Annotated in this window: 10 protein-coding genes; 6 read left to right on the top strand and 4 right to left on the bottom strand. The window is 67.3% G+C overall.

From position 1 onward, the window contains the following. Positions 1-57 precede the first annotated feature (57 nt). The 3 genes from hemH (at position 58) to ACCQ04_RS19800 (ending at position 2,320) form a co-directional block, all read left to right on the top strand. A complete protein-coding gene (gene hemH, locus ACCQ04_RS19790) occupies positions 58-1,023 on the top strand; it encodes a ferrochelatase (RefSeq protein WP_039521260.1) in 966 nt (321 codons plus the stop codon). Positions 1,024-1,025: 2 nt separating this feature from the next. After that, positions 1,026-1,892 (top strand): alpha/beta fold hydrolase, encoded by an 867-nt coding sequence (locus ACCQ04_RS19795; RefSeq protein ID WP_054591725.1) that lies wholly within the window; start codon positions 1,026-1,028, stop codon positions 1,890-1,892. A 140-nt stretch (positions 1,893-2,032) separates the two neighbouring features. Continuing rightward, entirely contained in the window at positions 2,033-2,320 is a 288-nt protein-coding gene (locus tag ACCQ04_RS19800) for a hypothetical protein (RefSeq protein WP_065048698.1), read from the top strand. A 150-nt stretch (positions 2,321-2,470) separates the two neighbouring features. On the opposite strand, the gene ACCQ04_RS19805 is transcribed toward ACCQ04_RS19800, so the two are convergent. The 3 genes from ACCQ04_RS19805 to ttcA form a co-directional block, all read right to left on the bottom strand. Beyond that, the gene (locus tag ACCQ04_RS19805) at positions 2,471-3,256 is read right to left on the bottom strand and encodes a YgjP family zinc-dependent metalloprotease (RefSeq protein ID WP_039513591.1); all 786 of its coding nucleotides are present in this window, start codon (positions 3,254-3,256) and stop codon (positions 2,471-2,473) included. 1,031 nt (positions 3,257-4,287) lie between these two features. Continuing rightward, complete coding sequence (locus ACCQ04_RS19810; protein ID WP_007974628.1) at positions 4,288-5,193, bottom strand: recombination-associated protein RdgC; 906 nt, start codon at positions 5,191-5,193, stop codon at positions 4,288-4,290. A gap of 64 nt (positions 5,194-5,257) precedes the next feature. Further along, the gene (gene ttcA / locus ACCQ04_RS19815; RefSeq protein ID WP_167709963.1) at positions 5,258-6,178 is read right to left on the bottom strand and encodes a tRNA 2-thiocytidine(32) synthetase TtcA; all 921 of its coding nucleotides are present in this window, start codon (positions 6,176-6,178) and stop codon (positions 5,258-5,260) included. A gap of 481 nt (positions 6,179-6,659) precedes the next feature. On the opposite strand from ttcA, the gene xylA reads away from it, so the two are divergent. Next, the gene (xylA, locus tag ACCQ04_RS19820) at positions 6,660-7,997 is read left to right on the top strand and encodes a xylose isomerase (RefSeq protein WP_104568532.1); all 1,338 of its coding nucleotides are present in this window, start codon (positions 6,660-6,662) and stop codon (positions 7,995-7,997) included. 42 nt (positions 7,998-8,039) lie between these two features. Here the strand turns inward: xylA and ACCQ04_RS19825 are convergent, their stop codons facing one another. Further along, positions 8,040-9,113: a LacI family DNA-binding transcriptional regulator gene (locus ACCQ04_RS19825; protein ID WP_372358606.1), complete on the bottom strand. Its 1,074-nt coding sequence runs from the start codon at positions 9,111-9,113 to the stop codon at positions 8,040-8,042. Positions 9,114-9,289: 176 nt separating this feature from the next. Here ACCQ04_RS19825 and ACCQ04_RS19830 point away from each other — a divergent pair, with 176 nt between their 5' ends. Beyond that, entirely contained in the window at positions 9,290-11,485 is a 2,196-nt protein-coding gene (locus tag ACCQ04_RS19830; RefSeq protein ID WP_372358793.1) for an alpha-glucuronidase family glycosyl hydrolase, read from the top strand. Continuing rightward, positions 11,482-13,446, top strand: a complete 1,965-nt coding sequence (locus tag ACCQ04_RS19835) for a sialate O-acetylesterase (protein ID WP_372358607.1) — start codon at positions 11,482-11,484, stop codon at positions 13,444-13,446. The genes ACCQ04_RS19830 and ACCQ04_RS19835 overlap by 4 nt, the downstream gene beginning before the upstream one ends. Positions 13,447-13,453: the final 7 nt, after the last annotated feature.

Below are 13,453 nucleotides of genomic sequence, written 5' to 3' on the forward strand. Positions count from 1 at the left end.
CGGTCAATGGCGGCGATCGATGCGCTGTCCTCGGCAGCGCTGCTGCGCTCTGCCAGAATGGTGCGCATGAACACCACCCCCGATACCGCCCTGCTGGTCGTCAATCTCGGCACCCCCGAGTCGCCCACCGCCCCGGCCGTGCGCCGCTACCTAGCCGAGTTCCTCAGCGACCGTCGCGTGGTCGCGATCCCGCCGCTGTTCTGGAAGCCGCTGCTGTACGGGGTGATCCTGCCGATCCGCGGGCCCAAGTCGGCCGAGAAATACGCCAAGGTCTGGCTGCCGGACGGCTCGCCGCTGGCGGTGTACACGCGCCGTCTGGCCGAGGGCCTGAAAGAGGTCATGCCGGACTGGCACGTGGAGTGGGCCATGCGCTATGGCGCCCCGGCGCTGCGCAAGACGCTGGATGGCCTGCGCGCGCGCGGCATCAGGCGCATCGTGGTGCTGCCGCTGTATCCGCAGTATTCCACCACCACCACCGCCTCGATCCAGGACGTGATCGATGCCTGGCGCCCGAGCGCGCCGGAAATCGCGGTCGAGGTGATCCAGGACTATTGCGAAGACGCCGGCTGGGTCGCGGCGATCGCCGATTCGATCCGTGCGCACTGGCAGGCGCACGGGCGCAGCGAGAAGCTGATGTTCTCCTTCCACGGCCTGCCGCAGCGCGTGGCCAATGCCGGCGACCCGTATCCGCAGCAATGCGAGCGCAGCGCGCAGGCCATCGTCACCGCGCTCGGCCTGGGCGCGGACGAATGGCAGATGGGCTACCAGTCGCGCTTCGGTTCGGAACGCTGGCTGCAGCCGTACGCCGAGCCGACCTTGTGGAAACTGGCCGAAGGCGGCGTGCGCAGCTTCGACCTGGTCTGCCCGGGCTTTGCCACCGACTGCCTGGAAACCCTGGAAGAAGTGGCGCTGGGCTTTGCCGAAACGCTGGCCGAACGCGGCGCCACGCTCAGCTACATCCCCTGCCTCAACGCCAGCCCGGCGCATGCGCAGGCACTGGCCGCAGTGGCCCGACGCGCGTGAGGTTGGAGCCGTTTGCGTGCGACCTGGCGATCGGCCGGGTCACCGGGCTGCGCAATCCCGAACGTGGCCCGCGCCGGGTGCTGGCCCTGCATGGCTGGCTCGACAATGCCGCCAGCTTCCTGCCGCTGAGCGCGCATCTGCACGCGCAGGACCTGGATCTGGTGCTGCTGGATCTGCCCGGCCACGGCCATAGCGCGTGGTTGCCCACAGGCGCCGAATACACGCTCAGCAGCGCGATCGCGATCCTGCTGCAGGTAGCCGATGCGCTGGGGTGGGAGCGCTTCAGCGTGCTCGGCCACTCGCTGGGCGGCGGCGTCGCCAGCCTGCTGGCCGCTGCGGCGCCGGAACGCGTCGAGGCACTGATCGCGATCGAGGCCTTGGGCGCGCTGGCCGAGCCGGTCGAGAGCACCGCCACCCGCCTGCGTGATGCGGTGTCGTCGGCACGCACGCTGGCGCAGCGGCCGTTGCGGGTGTTTCCCTCGATGGAGATGCCGGTGCGCGCACGCATGATGGCCAACCAGCTCACCGAACCGGCCGCGCGGCTGCTGGTGGAGCGCGGGGTCTGCGCGGTCGAAGGCGGCTACAGCTGGTGCAGCGACCCGCGCCTGACCTTGCCCACCGCCATCCGCATGACCGAAGCGCAGATCGACGTATTGCTGGCCTCCATCGCCTGCCCGACCCAGGCCATCTTCGCCACGCCGGCGCAGGTGTACTTCCCCGATGCCCTGCGCGATCACCGCGTGGCACTGATGCGCGATGCACGCCTGCATCTATTGCCAGGCACGCATCATGTGCACATGGAAGCACCGGACGCGGTGGCGGCGGTGATCAATGGTTTTCTGGCGTCGTTGCCGCCGCCGCACGCGTGATGCGTGGAATGCGTGCATGCGTCCTGCGCGATGCCACGGAGCTGACGTTTGTGCTTGTTGCCTTGCATGCGACAGCAGACCTCAGTGCCAGCAGGCATCGTCAGCGGCGCACGGCATCCTGGCACCGTTGAGCTAGCGCAATGGGCCATCCAGACCCGCTTGTCGCCGCGATCGAATCCTTCGAGCAGTGGAGTTTGCCAGGGACGTTCCTGGAGACGGTGCACGCGTCGCCGCAACTGAATCCGGACGATCGCCGGCGCCTGGATGAGGTCTGGTCGGTGGCCTGCGACGCCGACCATTGGGGACCGGCACGCGAGCTGCAGGCCGGCATCGCGGCCATCGAGTGTGCCCTGACCAGGCGCTTTGCGTGGCTGTCGCCGCTGGCCTGCCGGCACCTTGCGCGCGCCGCGTCTTACCAATGGCGCTAGCGCAGCCGCGTGGCGCTATGTCACTTCGCTAGCCGCGCCATCGCGCAGCAGCTCTCCGAAAGCCAGAAGCGCATTGGCGCCCCGACTTCGCGCCTTGATCGTTGCAGGAGCGCCGCCACAGCGACGGCAACTGCATCGCGACGACCCGCGTCACTCCACCTGCAACAAGCGCCGCAGTTGCGCCTTGAGCTGGCGGCCGTGCTCGTGGAAATAGCTGCGCTCGTCGCGCCAGGCGGGGAAGCGTTGTTCCACCTCGGCCCAGAACGCCGGCGAGTGGTTGGCCTGCAGCAGGTGGCAGAGCTCGTGCACCAGCACGTATTCGAACGCGGACGGGCGGCCGAGCACCAGCGCCAGATCCAGCGCCATCGAGCCATCCGGTGCCAGCGAGCCCCACTGCGAGGACATCACCTTCAGCCGCACCCGCGCCGGGGCGCGCGGCAGGCCGGGCAGATAGCTCGGCAACCAGCGGCCGACATCGGCGCGCGCCTGCGCTTCGTAGAATTCTTTCAGCGTGCGGCGCAGGCCTGCATCGCCCAGGCGGGTCGGCACATGGAACTGCGCGCCGTCATCGGTGACCTCGATGCGTGCGTAGCGCCCGTCGTGCCAGCTCAGCGGCAACAAGGCGCCGCGTAACGGCAGCAGCCCCGGCACGCCACGCTCCAGCGCCGGAAACGCATCCACCTGCTGATAACGCGACAATTGCGTGCTCAGCCAGTCCAGATGCGCCTGCAGAAAGCGTTCGCCGGCCACCAGGCTTGCGCGCAGTGGCAAGGTCAGCCGCGCGCCGCGTTCGTCCACACTGAGCTTGATGCGCCGCGCACGCGGGTCGCGCACGCGCAGCACCGCGATCTCGCGCCCGTCCAGCTGCAGGCGCAGGCAATCGCGTTCGACAACCTGCGGGGCGGGCGCGATAAGGCGGCGGACGGGCTTGAACATGGGCACAGGATAGCGCTGCGATGTGTCAGGTGGTGAGACGGGGCGATTGATGCATTCGATGTTGGCGCGACTTCTTTGAGCGACTGGCAAACGACGCTGCCCACCGCCAGGTGGGCGCAGCCGACGTCGCTAGATCTGCGGCCTGGTTGCAGGGCCCTTGCCCGCCCAGCACGGCCGAGTCTCTGTGTTTGGGGCGTCGTACTGGATAGCGCGAATGAAAAAGCTGCAGAGCGGCGGATTGGCGACTTGGCTGCAAGGTCCTTGCCCGCCCACCCTCGCAGGACACGCCGCAAGTACGTCCTTGTAGGCTCTTACGCGGCATCCATGCCGCGTAAGGTCCCGCGACGGTAGGCGGGCAAGGACCAGTCGAGATGCTCGGTACGCATGGCTTTTAACAAAACAGCCAGCAAACTGTCTGGTGCGGTGCCCTCACCGATTGCGGGACCGTGTGGCGGCATGGATGCCGCCACCGAGCCCCCAGGGACGGGTTCACGGCGTGTCCCGCGAGCGGTGAGGGCACCGCGCTCTCGACTCACCTGGCTTTGATTGTTGATCTGCGACTTGGCTGCAGGGCCCCTGCCCGCCCACCATCGCAGGACACTCCGCAAGTACGTCCTTGTAGGCTCTTACGCGACGGTGGGCGGGCAAGGCCAGTCGAGATGGTCGGTGTGCATGTTTGCTAACAGGGCATGACCTGCGCCGGTCGGATCACTGTGCGTCGACCAGCTTTTCACTCCCCTCCTTCGCATGCCGAGCGGTGGACAAGTTTTCGACACGCAAGCTGCAAACTTTTCAATGTCTGGCGCAGCGCAGCCGGACGACACGCTTTCAAGAAAGCAGCCGACCAACTGACTGCTGCGGTTTCCTTGCCGGTTGCGGAACCCTTGGCGGCATGGATGCCGCCAAGGAGCCTCCACGAACGGATGCACGGCGTGTCCCGCGAGCGGTGAGGGCACCGCGCACTCCACTCACCGGGCATTTGACTCGAGCATCGATCGCGATGACACCACGCCACCGCTCGACCGTTGCGCTTACTCGGCCTTGCTCAGTTTCAACGCGGTTTCCAGCAGCAGGAACAGGCGCCGGATCTCGGCGCTCATCAGCGCGAAGCGGGCATCGAGTTCGGCGCGTGCGCCGTCGTCTTCGCTGTGTTCGAGCTGGTCCAGTGCGCCGTCGAGGAACTTGAGCTTGCGGATCACCAGATCGTCGCCGAGCACGAACGACAGATTGTCGTCCAGCACCAGCGCCAGCTTGGTGACCTGCTTGCCGGCTTCCAGGTGCTTGTCGATCTCGTCGCCGCGCAGTTCCTGGTGCTGGCACTTGACCACCGCGCCGCCTTCGATCGGGTCCTTCATCTCGCACTCTTCGCCCAGGCTCAGGCCTTCGGGCAAGGGTTCGCCGGCGATCCAGCCGGTGAGGATGGCGCGCGGTGCGACTTCGGCATTCAACGGCAGTGCCGGGAAGCTGCCGAGCGCGCCGCGGATCTCGCTCATCACGTTCTCGCCGCTCTTGCGGCTGGAGCTGTTGACCGCGATGTAGCCGTGCTGCAGATCCAGGATGGCATCGGTGCGCGAGCTCTTGACGAAGGCGCGCGGCAACAGCTCATGGATCAGGTCGTCCTTGAGGCGCTTGCGGGCCTTGCCACCGGGGCGACGGCCTTCCTTCTCTTCGATCTCGGCGACCTTGCGCTCGAGCAGGTCGTTGACCACCGCGCCGGGCAGGATCTTGTCCTCGCCACCGACGGTGAGCCAGAGGAAATCTTCCAAACGGTGCGAGAGCACTTCCTGCTCGTCGCGGCCGAACGGGGAGATGAAACCGCGCGAGCTCATTTCCAGCGGGCCGACCGGCTTGAGCTGCACTTGCGGCAGCAGCGTGTCGATCTCGGAGAAATCCAGCGTGGTCGGGAAACGGAACAGGGTGAGATTACGAAAGAACATGCGTCAGACCGAAGAGGAGGGAAACGGGGAGGGTGGAAAGACTGCCGGCGCCGCGATGGCGGCGTCAGTCGCTGTCGTGTGCGCTGTCGCCGGCGGCGAGCCAGGCGCTGGAATCGGGATCGGGATCGGGCGGTGCTGTATCGCCATTGCGGCCCAGCGCCAGGAAATCGAACAGGGTGCGGTCGGCCAGTTGCTCGGGCCGCACATCGCCCAGCGCGCGGGCGATCTGCTCGACCCGCCCGGGCTGCTCGCGGTCCCACTGCTGCAGCATCCGCCCGACCTGCTGGCGCTGCAGGTTTTGTTGGCTGCCGCACAGGTTGCACGGAATGATCGGGAACTGGCGCGCCTGCGCGTAGGCGGCGATATCGGCTTCGCGCACGTAGGCCAGCGGGCGGATCACCACATGCGCGCCGTCGTCGCTGCGCAGCTTGGGCGCCATCGCCGCGAGCCGGGCGTGGTGGAACAGATTCATGAAGAACGTGGCCACGATGTCGTCGCGATGGTGGCCAAGCGCGATCTTGGTCACGCCATGCGCCTGCGCATAGGCATACAGCGCGCCGCGCCGCAGCCGCGAGCACAACGAACACATGGTCTTGCCGGCCGGAATCACCCGGCTGACCACCGAATAGGTGTCCTGCTCGACGATGTCGAACGGTACGTCCAGCCCGCGCAGGTAAGTGGGCAGCACCTGCGCGGGGAAGTCGGGCTGCTTCTGGTCCAGATTGACCGCCACCAGGGTGAACGGCACCGGCGCCTTGCGCTGCAACTGCAGCAGCATGTCCAGCAAGGTGTAGCTGTCCTTGCCACCGGACAGGCAGACCATGATCTTGTCGCCGGGGGCGATCATGCCGAAGTCGGCAATCGCCTGGCCCACCTGGCGCTGCAGGCGTTTGCCCAGGCGCAGCTGCTCACGCTGCAGCCGCTGGCGCGGGTCGCGCGGCGCGGGGTCGGCCAGGGGTTGCGGCAGCGGCAGGACAGCGGTCATAAGCCGGCCATTGTAGCTGCCCGGCGCGCGGCGGGCCGACGCCGCGCGTACGCGACTGAACGGGCGGTCAGCCGCTTGCGGGCGGGGTGTCCGGCGCTGGTTTGGCGGTGCCGGGGCGCTAGCGAGCCGATCACGGCTAAAGGTGTGCCGCAGGTGCTCGGGGCAGCGTACATCTCGCAGCGCAGCAAGCCTTTCGGCGCCGGGCTGGGTAAAGTCGGGCAGACCGCTTCACTCGGGATCGTCATGGCATCTTCAGCTTCGCTCCATCGCGCGGCTTTTTTCGGTCGCGATTGTGGTAGCGCTAACATTCTGCGCGGCACGGGTCAGGCCCCGTGCCGGCGTCCGTGCCAGGCGCTGCTTGAGAGTGCGCGCCGGTGGCGGCGGTGATGGCCTGCATACGCAATCGCTGCGCTGCGTGGCTGGTCACTCGCGTGCGACATCTTTCCCTTCTCCCCTCGCCTCTCTGCAGGAGTTCCACCCCATGAGCAACACCGTCTACATCGGCGCCAAGGAATATTTCCCCGGTATCGGCAAGATCGGCTTCGAAGGCCGCGACTCGGACAACCCGCTGGCGTTCAAGGTCTACGACGCCAACAAGCAGGTAGGCGACAAGACCATGGCCGAGCATCTGCGCTTTGCCGTGGCCTACTGGCACAGCTTCTGCGGCAACGGCGCCGATCCGTTCGGCCCGGGCACGCGCGCGTACCCGTGGGATATCGGCAACACCGCGTTGAATCGCGCCGAAGCCAAGGCCGATGCCGCGTTCGAGTTCTTCACCAAGCTCGGCGTGCCGTACTACTGCTTCCACGACGTGGATCTGTCGCCCGATGCCGACGACATCGGCGAGTACCAGAGCAACCTCAAGCACATGGTCGGCATTGCCAAGCAGCGCCAGGCCGACACCGGCATCAAGCTGCTGTGGGGCACCGCCAACCTGTTCTCGCACCCGCGTTACATGAATGGTGCGTCGACCAATCCTGACTTCAATGTCGTCGCGCGTGCGGCGGTGCAGGTCAAGGCCGCGATCGATGCCACTGTCGAGCTGGGCGGCGAGAACTACGTGTTCTGGGGCGGCCGCGAAGGCTATGCCTGCCTGCACAACACCCAGATGAAGCGCGAGCAGGACAACATGGCGCGCTTTTTGACCCTGGCACGCGACTACGGCCGCGCGATTGGCTTCACCGGCAACTTCCTGATCGAGCCCAAGCCGATGGAGCCGATGAAGCACCAGTACGACTTCGACAGCGCCACGGTGATCGGCTTCCTGCGCCAGCACGGCCTGGACCAGGACTTCAAGCTCAACATCGAGGCCAACCACGCCACGCTGTCGGGCCACAGCTTCGAGCACGACCTGCAGGTGGCATCCGACGCTGGCCTGCTCGGCAGCATCGATGCCAACCGCGGCAACCCGCAGAACGGCTGGGATACCGACCAGTTCCCGACCGACCTGTACGACACCGTCGGCGCGATGCTGGTGGTGCTGCGCCAGGGCGGGCTGGCACCGGGCGGCTTGAACTTCGATGCCAAGGTGCGCCGCGAGTCGTCCGACCCGCAGGATCTGTTCCTGGCGCATATCGGCGGCATGGACGCGTTCGCACGCGGGCTGGAAGTGGCCAATGCGCTGCTGACCTCCTCGCCGCTGGAGCAGTGGCGCGCCGAGCGCTACGCCAGCTTCGACAGCGGCGCGGGCGCGGACTTCGCCAACGGCAGCAGCACGCTGGTGGATCTGGCCAAGTACGCCGCCGGCAACGAACCCAAGCAGCTCAGTGGCCGCCAGGAAGCCTACGAGAACCTGATCAACCAGTATCTGACGCGTTGATGTTGTGCCGATGGTCGCCTGCACGCAGAACCGCGTGCAGCGTCATGGCTGTTTCGTTGCATCCGGCGCCGCCGGTGCGGCCACCGAATCCCGCTTGACCAGCAGGTGCGCGACCACATGATCGACCATCTTCACCGTGCGCTCCTTGGCGCGAATCGTCTTCAACAGGATGTCCAGCGCAGCGTCGGCCATGGCGGCGATGGGCTGCTGCACGGTGGTGAGTTCGGGCCATACCGCAGTGGCGGCGGAGGTGTCGTCGAAGCCGACCACCGACAGATCGCGCGGCACATCCAGACCGCGCCGATGCGCGACCGAGATCGCGGCGGCCGCCATATCGTCGTTGCTGGCGAAGATGGCGCTGGGGCGGCGTTTGCGCGCCAGCAGTTTTTCCGCAGCGACCAGGCCGGATTTGTAGGTGTAGTCGCCCGGTTGCACCAGATGCCGGTCCAGCCGCAGGCCCGCATCGGCCAGCGCGGCCTGGAACCCCTCGAAGCGACGCGTGCTGGCAGACAGGTTGGGATGCCCGGCGATGTAACCGATACGCGTGTGGCCCTGCGCGATCAGATGCTCGGTGATTTCCTTGGCGGCAGCGAATTCGTCGATGCGCACACAGGCCACATCCGGGCTGAAATGGTTGGAGGCGATCGCCACCACCGGCACCTTGGCGCGCACCAGTTCCAGTACCGCGGCCTTGGATTCGCACAGCGGCGGCGGCAGGATCACCCCGGCCACGCCCTTGGCGAGCTTGCGCGCGGCACGGCGTTCGGCGTCGGCATCCAGGTCGTCCCAGCAATCGATCACCAGCTGGATCGGTGTGCGCGAGGCAACCCGCAACACGCCCAGCAGCAACTCACGCAGGTAGGCGCCGCTGGGATCGCTGTAGATCAACGCAATGCGCGTGCTCTGCGCGGCGGCCAGGGCACTGGCCGCCAGGTTGGGCGTGTAGCCCAGCTTGTCGACCGCGCGCAGCACGCGAGCGCGGGTGGCATCTCGCACGCTGCCGTTGTTGTTGACCACGCGCGAGACCGTCATCGGCGAGACCTTCGCCAGCGCCGCCACCTCGTCGATGGTGGTCGCGCGGCTGGTGCGGCGGACCGATTTCCTGACCTTCTCCAAGCGTGGCCTCTTCAAGTGGGTGGCGAACCTGCACGATGCACACAACCCGCTGCAGTAACGCAAGCGCCGACTGCGTGCATGACGATGCGACGCATGGTACCGGGAAGCAGGCAGAGCGGCGATACGCCGCAGCGTGCGGTGATGCCGCTGGAGCATGCCGCATGAGCGCGCGTGCAATGCGGCACTGCGGCGCGTATTGCGCAGCGTTGACGCAGCCGTGGTGGCTGGCGCTGACGTTGCTGTGCGGATTGATGCTGGCCAGTGCCGGCGCGCGGGCCGAGGATGGCTACGATTTATGGTTGCGCTACCACCCGCTGGCCGACGCGGCGCAGTTGCGTGGCAACGCAAGCGAGTTGATCGTCGCCGGCGACTCGCCGACGTTGCAGGCTGCACGTGAGGAATTGCAGCGTGGACTGTCGGGCCTGCTTGGTGCTGCGCCGCAGTCGTCCGCCACGGTCACGCGCGATGGGGCGATTTTGCTGGGCGCGGCGGCTGCGCCGCAGATCGCGGCATTGCAGCTGCAGACCACCGGCCTGGGCCGCGAGGGCTATCTGATCCGCAGTGTCAGCGTGGACGGGCATCGCACCATCGCCATCGTCGGCGGCAGCGATGTCGGCGCGCTGTATGGGGCATTCCACTTCCTGCGCCTGTTGCAGACCGGCCAGTCGCTGGCCGCGCTGGACCTGCGCGAATCGCCGCGCTTGCAGCTGCGCATGCTCAACCACTGGGACAACCTGGACGGGGTGGTCGAGCGCGGCTACGCCGGCGCCTCGTTATGGAACTGGCAGACCCTGCCGGGTTACCTGGATCCACGCTACACCGACTACGCGCGCGCCAATGCATCGCTGGGCATCAACGGCAGCGTGCTCAACAACGTCAACGCCAAGGCCTGGAGCCTGACGCCGCAGTATCTGGACAAGGCGGCGGCACTGGCCAAGGTGTTTCGTCCCTACGGCATCCGGGTGTTTCTCAGCGCGCGCTTCAGCGCGCCGATCGAGATCGGCGGTTTGACGACCGCCGACCCGCTGGATCCGCAGGTGCGCCAGTGGTGGCGCGACACCGCCGACCAGATCTATGCACGCATTCCGGACTTCGGCGGTTTCCTGGTCAAGGCCAATTCCGAAGGCCAGCCCGGCCCGCAGGACTACGGACGCAGCCATGCCGATGGCGCCAATCTGCTGGCCGACGCGCTGGCGCCGCACGGCGGGGTGGTGATGTGGCGCGCATTCGTCTATTCGCACGAGCAACCGGACGATCGCGCCAAGCAGGCGTACAGCGAATTTCTGCCGCTGGATGGCCAGTTCCGCGACAACGTGATCGTGCAGGTCAAGAACGGGGCCATCGACTTCCAGCCGCGCGAGCCGTTCCATCCGCTGTTCGGTGCGATGCGCAAGACGCCGTTGATGCCGGAGTTCCAGATCACCAAGGAGTATCTGGGCTTTTCGACCCATCTGGCCTACCTGGGCACGCTGTTTGCCGAGACCCTGCAGGCCGACACCTATGCACGCGGCAAGGGCTCGACCGTTGCCAAAACCGTGGATGGCACGCTCTTCAATGATGCCAAACGCACGCGCCTGACCGGCATTGCCGGGGTGGCCAACATCGGTGCGGACCGCAACTGGAGCGGCTCGATCTTCGATCAGGCCAACTGGTATGCGTACGGGCGGCTGGCGTGGAACCCGCAGTTGTCGCCGCAGGCGATCGCGCAGGAGTGGGCGCGCATGAGCTTCTCCAACGATGCTGACGTGGTGACGCCCGTGGTCGACATGATGCTGCGCTCGCGCGAGGCAGTGGTGGACTACATGACCCCGCTCGGCCTGCATCACCTGATGGGGCGCGGCCATCACTACGGCCCGGCACCCTGGGATGCGGGCAGCGAGCGCCCGGACTGGGACCCGGTCTACTACCACCGCGCCGACCTTAACGGGATCGGCTTTGACCGTAGCGCCAGCGGCAGCAATGCGGTGGCGCAATACGCCAAGCCAGTGGCGCGCATGTTCGGCGATGTGCAGCGCGTGCCAGAGCATTACCTGCTGTGGTTCCACCATGTGCCCTGGGAGCACCGCATGGTCTCCGGGCGGCCGCTGTGGGACGAGCTGGTATGGCATTACGACCATGGCGTGGACGAGGTGCGTGCCATGCGCGCGATCTGGCAGGGCCTGGCCGGCAGGATCGATCCGCCGCGTTACCAGCAGGTGGCCAGTTTCCTGGCGATCCAGCAAGACGAAGCGCAGTGGTGGCGCGATGCCAGCATCGCCTACTTCCAGCGCGTGTCCGGGCGGCCGTTGCCGGCCGGCACGGCGCCGCCGGCGCATCCGTTGGCGTATTACCAGGCATTGCAGTTTCCGTATGCACCGGGGAATCCGAAATGAGCGCGCGCGTCTCGACGGTCATCATGGCAACGCTCTGTGCAGCACTGCTGCCGCGCCTGGCGCAGGCGGCCGACGCGCCGCTGCTGCATGCGCTGTTTCAGGAGCATGTGGTGTTGCAGCGCGATGCGCCGATCCGGGTGTGGGGCGATGCACCCCCTGGTACGCGCGTGAGCGTGCAACTGGATGCGCAGCAGGTGCAGGCACGCGCAGATCGGAAAGGCCACTGGGAAGCACGCCTGCCCGCGCACGCCGCGGGTGGCCCGTACACCTTGAGCGCACGCACCAGCACGGGCGTGACGCAGCAGGTCAATGACGTGCTGATCGGCGATGTGTGGCTGTGCTCGGGCCAATCCAATATGGAATTGCAGGTGCATCGCACCCTGGATTCACGCAGCGAGATCGCCGATGCCGACAACCCGCGCATCCGTATGTTCAAGGTGCCGGCGCAGTCCAGCCCGACGCCGCAGCGCCGCTTCGGTGGCGCTGCGGCATGGCAACTCACCACGCCGGAGACGGTGAAGGAATTTTCTGCCGCCTGCTACTACTTCGCGCGTGAATTGCAGAAGACCGTCGATGTGCCGATGGGCCTGATCAACGCCTCCTGGGGCGGCTCGCAACTGCAGGCCTGGATCGGCGAGAAGGCACTGCGCGCTGCCGGCGACGATGGCCCGGCGCTGGATGTGCTGGCGCGTTACGCACGCGACCCGGTGGATGCCGCGCCGCATTGGGGGGCGCTGTGGGAGGCCTGGTGGCATGCGCACGGCGAAGGCGAGCCCTGGCAGGCGGATGCACCCGGCGCCTGGCAAACCGCACCGGCGGCATTGGGCGCGTGGGACGACTGGGGCGTGCCGCAGTTGGTCGGCTTCAACGGCATGGTCTGGTACCGCACCAGCGTGGAGCTGACGCCGGCGCAGGCCGCGCAGGACGCCAGCTTGTTGCTCGGGCCGGTGGACGAGCTGGACCAGACCTGGGTCAACGGGCGCGGCGTGGGCAGCAGTTACGGTGCCGACCAGCCGCGTCGCTACAGCGTGCCGCGCGGGCGCCTGCATGCCGGGCGCAATAACATCGTGCTCAATGTGCTCAACACCTATCGGCGCGGTGGGCTGCTGGGCGATGCGCAATCGCGTGCGCTGCAGTTCGCCGATGGCAGCACGCTGCCGCTGGATGCGCCCTGGCAGTACCGCATCGTGCCGCCGCAACTGGGCTCGCCACCGCGCGCACCGTGGTCGTCGGCGGCCGGGCTGACCACCTTGTACAACGGCATGATCGCCCCGCTCGGCCAGCTCGGCCTGCGTGGCGTGCTGTGGTACCAGGGCGAATCCAATGCCGGTGATGCGGTGCATTACCCAGCCTTGCTCGCTGCATGGCAACGCGATTGGCGGCAGCGCTTCGGTGCGCAGTTGCCGCTGCTGATCGTGCAATTGGCCAACTATGGCGCGCCGCCCACCCAGCCGGTCGACAGCGGCTGGGCGCAGCTGCGCGAGGCGCAACGCCGCTTCGTCGCCAACGATGCGCATGCGGGCCTGGCGGTGACGATCGACATCGGCGACCGCTACGACATCCATCCGGCCAACAAGCAGGAACTGGGCCGGCGCCTGGCGCGTGTGGCGCGGCAAGTGGTGTACGGCGAGGCGCTTGCGCCCTCCGGCCCGGTGCCGCGCAGCGCGCAACGCGAAGGCGACAGCGTGCGCATCGCCTTCGACGATGTGGATACCGCCTTGCTCAGCTATGGCGCCGATGCGCCGATCGGCTTCGAGCTGTGCGGCGCCGCGTCCAACAGCTGCCGCTATGCCGTTGCCAGCTTGCACGACCACGCCATCAGCCTGCGCGTTCCCACCGGCCTGGCCGTCACGCGCGTGCGCTACTGCTGGGCCGACAGCCCGGTATGCACCTTGTACGACCGCAGCGGGCTGCCGGCCGGCCCGTTCGAACTCCCCCTCACTGCCGCCACTTCTCCCTGAGCGAGAC

It is taken from the genome of Xanthomonas sp. NCPPB 2866, assembly GCF_041475745.2.
In the GTDB taxonomy this organism is placed as follows: domain Bacteria; phylum Pseudomonadota; class Gammaproteobacteria; order Xanthomonadales; family Xanthomonadaceae; genus Xanthomonas; species Xanthomonas arboricola.

Excerpts from the sequence above, each read along its gene's own strand:
- hemH (WP_039521260.1), top strand. The coding sequence starts at position 58 with ATGGTGCGCATGAACACCACCCCCGATACCGCCCTGCTGGTCGTCAAT.
- ACCQ04_RS19800 (WP_065048698.1), top strand. The coding sequence starts at position 2,033 with ATGGGCCATCCAGACCCGCTTGTCGCCGCGATCGAATCCTTCGAGCAG.
- ACCQ04_RS19805 (WP_039513591.1), bottom strand. The coding sequence starts at position 3,256 with ATGTTCAAGCCCGTCCGCCGCCTTATCGCGCCCGCCCCGCAGGTTGTC.
- ACCQ04_RS19810 (WP_007974628.1), bottom strand. The coding sequence starts at position 5,193 with ATGTTCTTTCGTAATCTCACCCTGTTCCGTTTCCCGACCACGCTGGAT.
- ttcA (WP_167709963.1), bottom strand. The coding sequence starts at position 6,178 with ATGACCGCTGTCCTGCCGCTGCCGCAACCCCTGGCCGACCCCGCGCCG.
- xylA (WP_104568532.1), top strand. The coding sequence starts at position 6,660 with ATGAGCAACACCGTCTACATCGGCGCCAAGGAATATTTCCCCGGTATC.
- ACCQ04_RS19830 (WP_372358793.1), top strand. The coding sequence starts at position 9,290 with ATGCGGCACTGCGGCGCGTATTGCGCAGCGTTGACGCAGCCGTGGTGG.
- ACCQ04_RS19835 (WP_372358607.1), top strand. The coding sequence starts at position 11,482 with ATGAGCGCGCGCGTCTCGACGGTCATCATGGCAACGCTCTGTGCAGCA.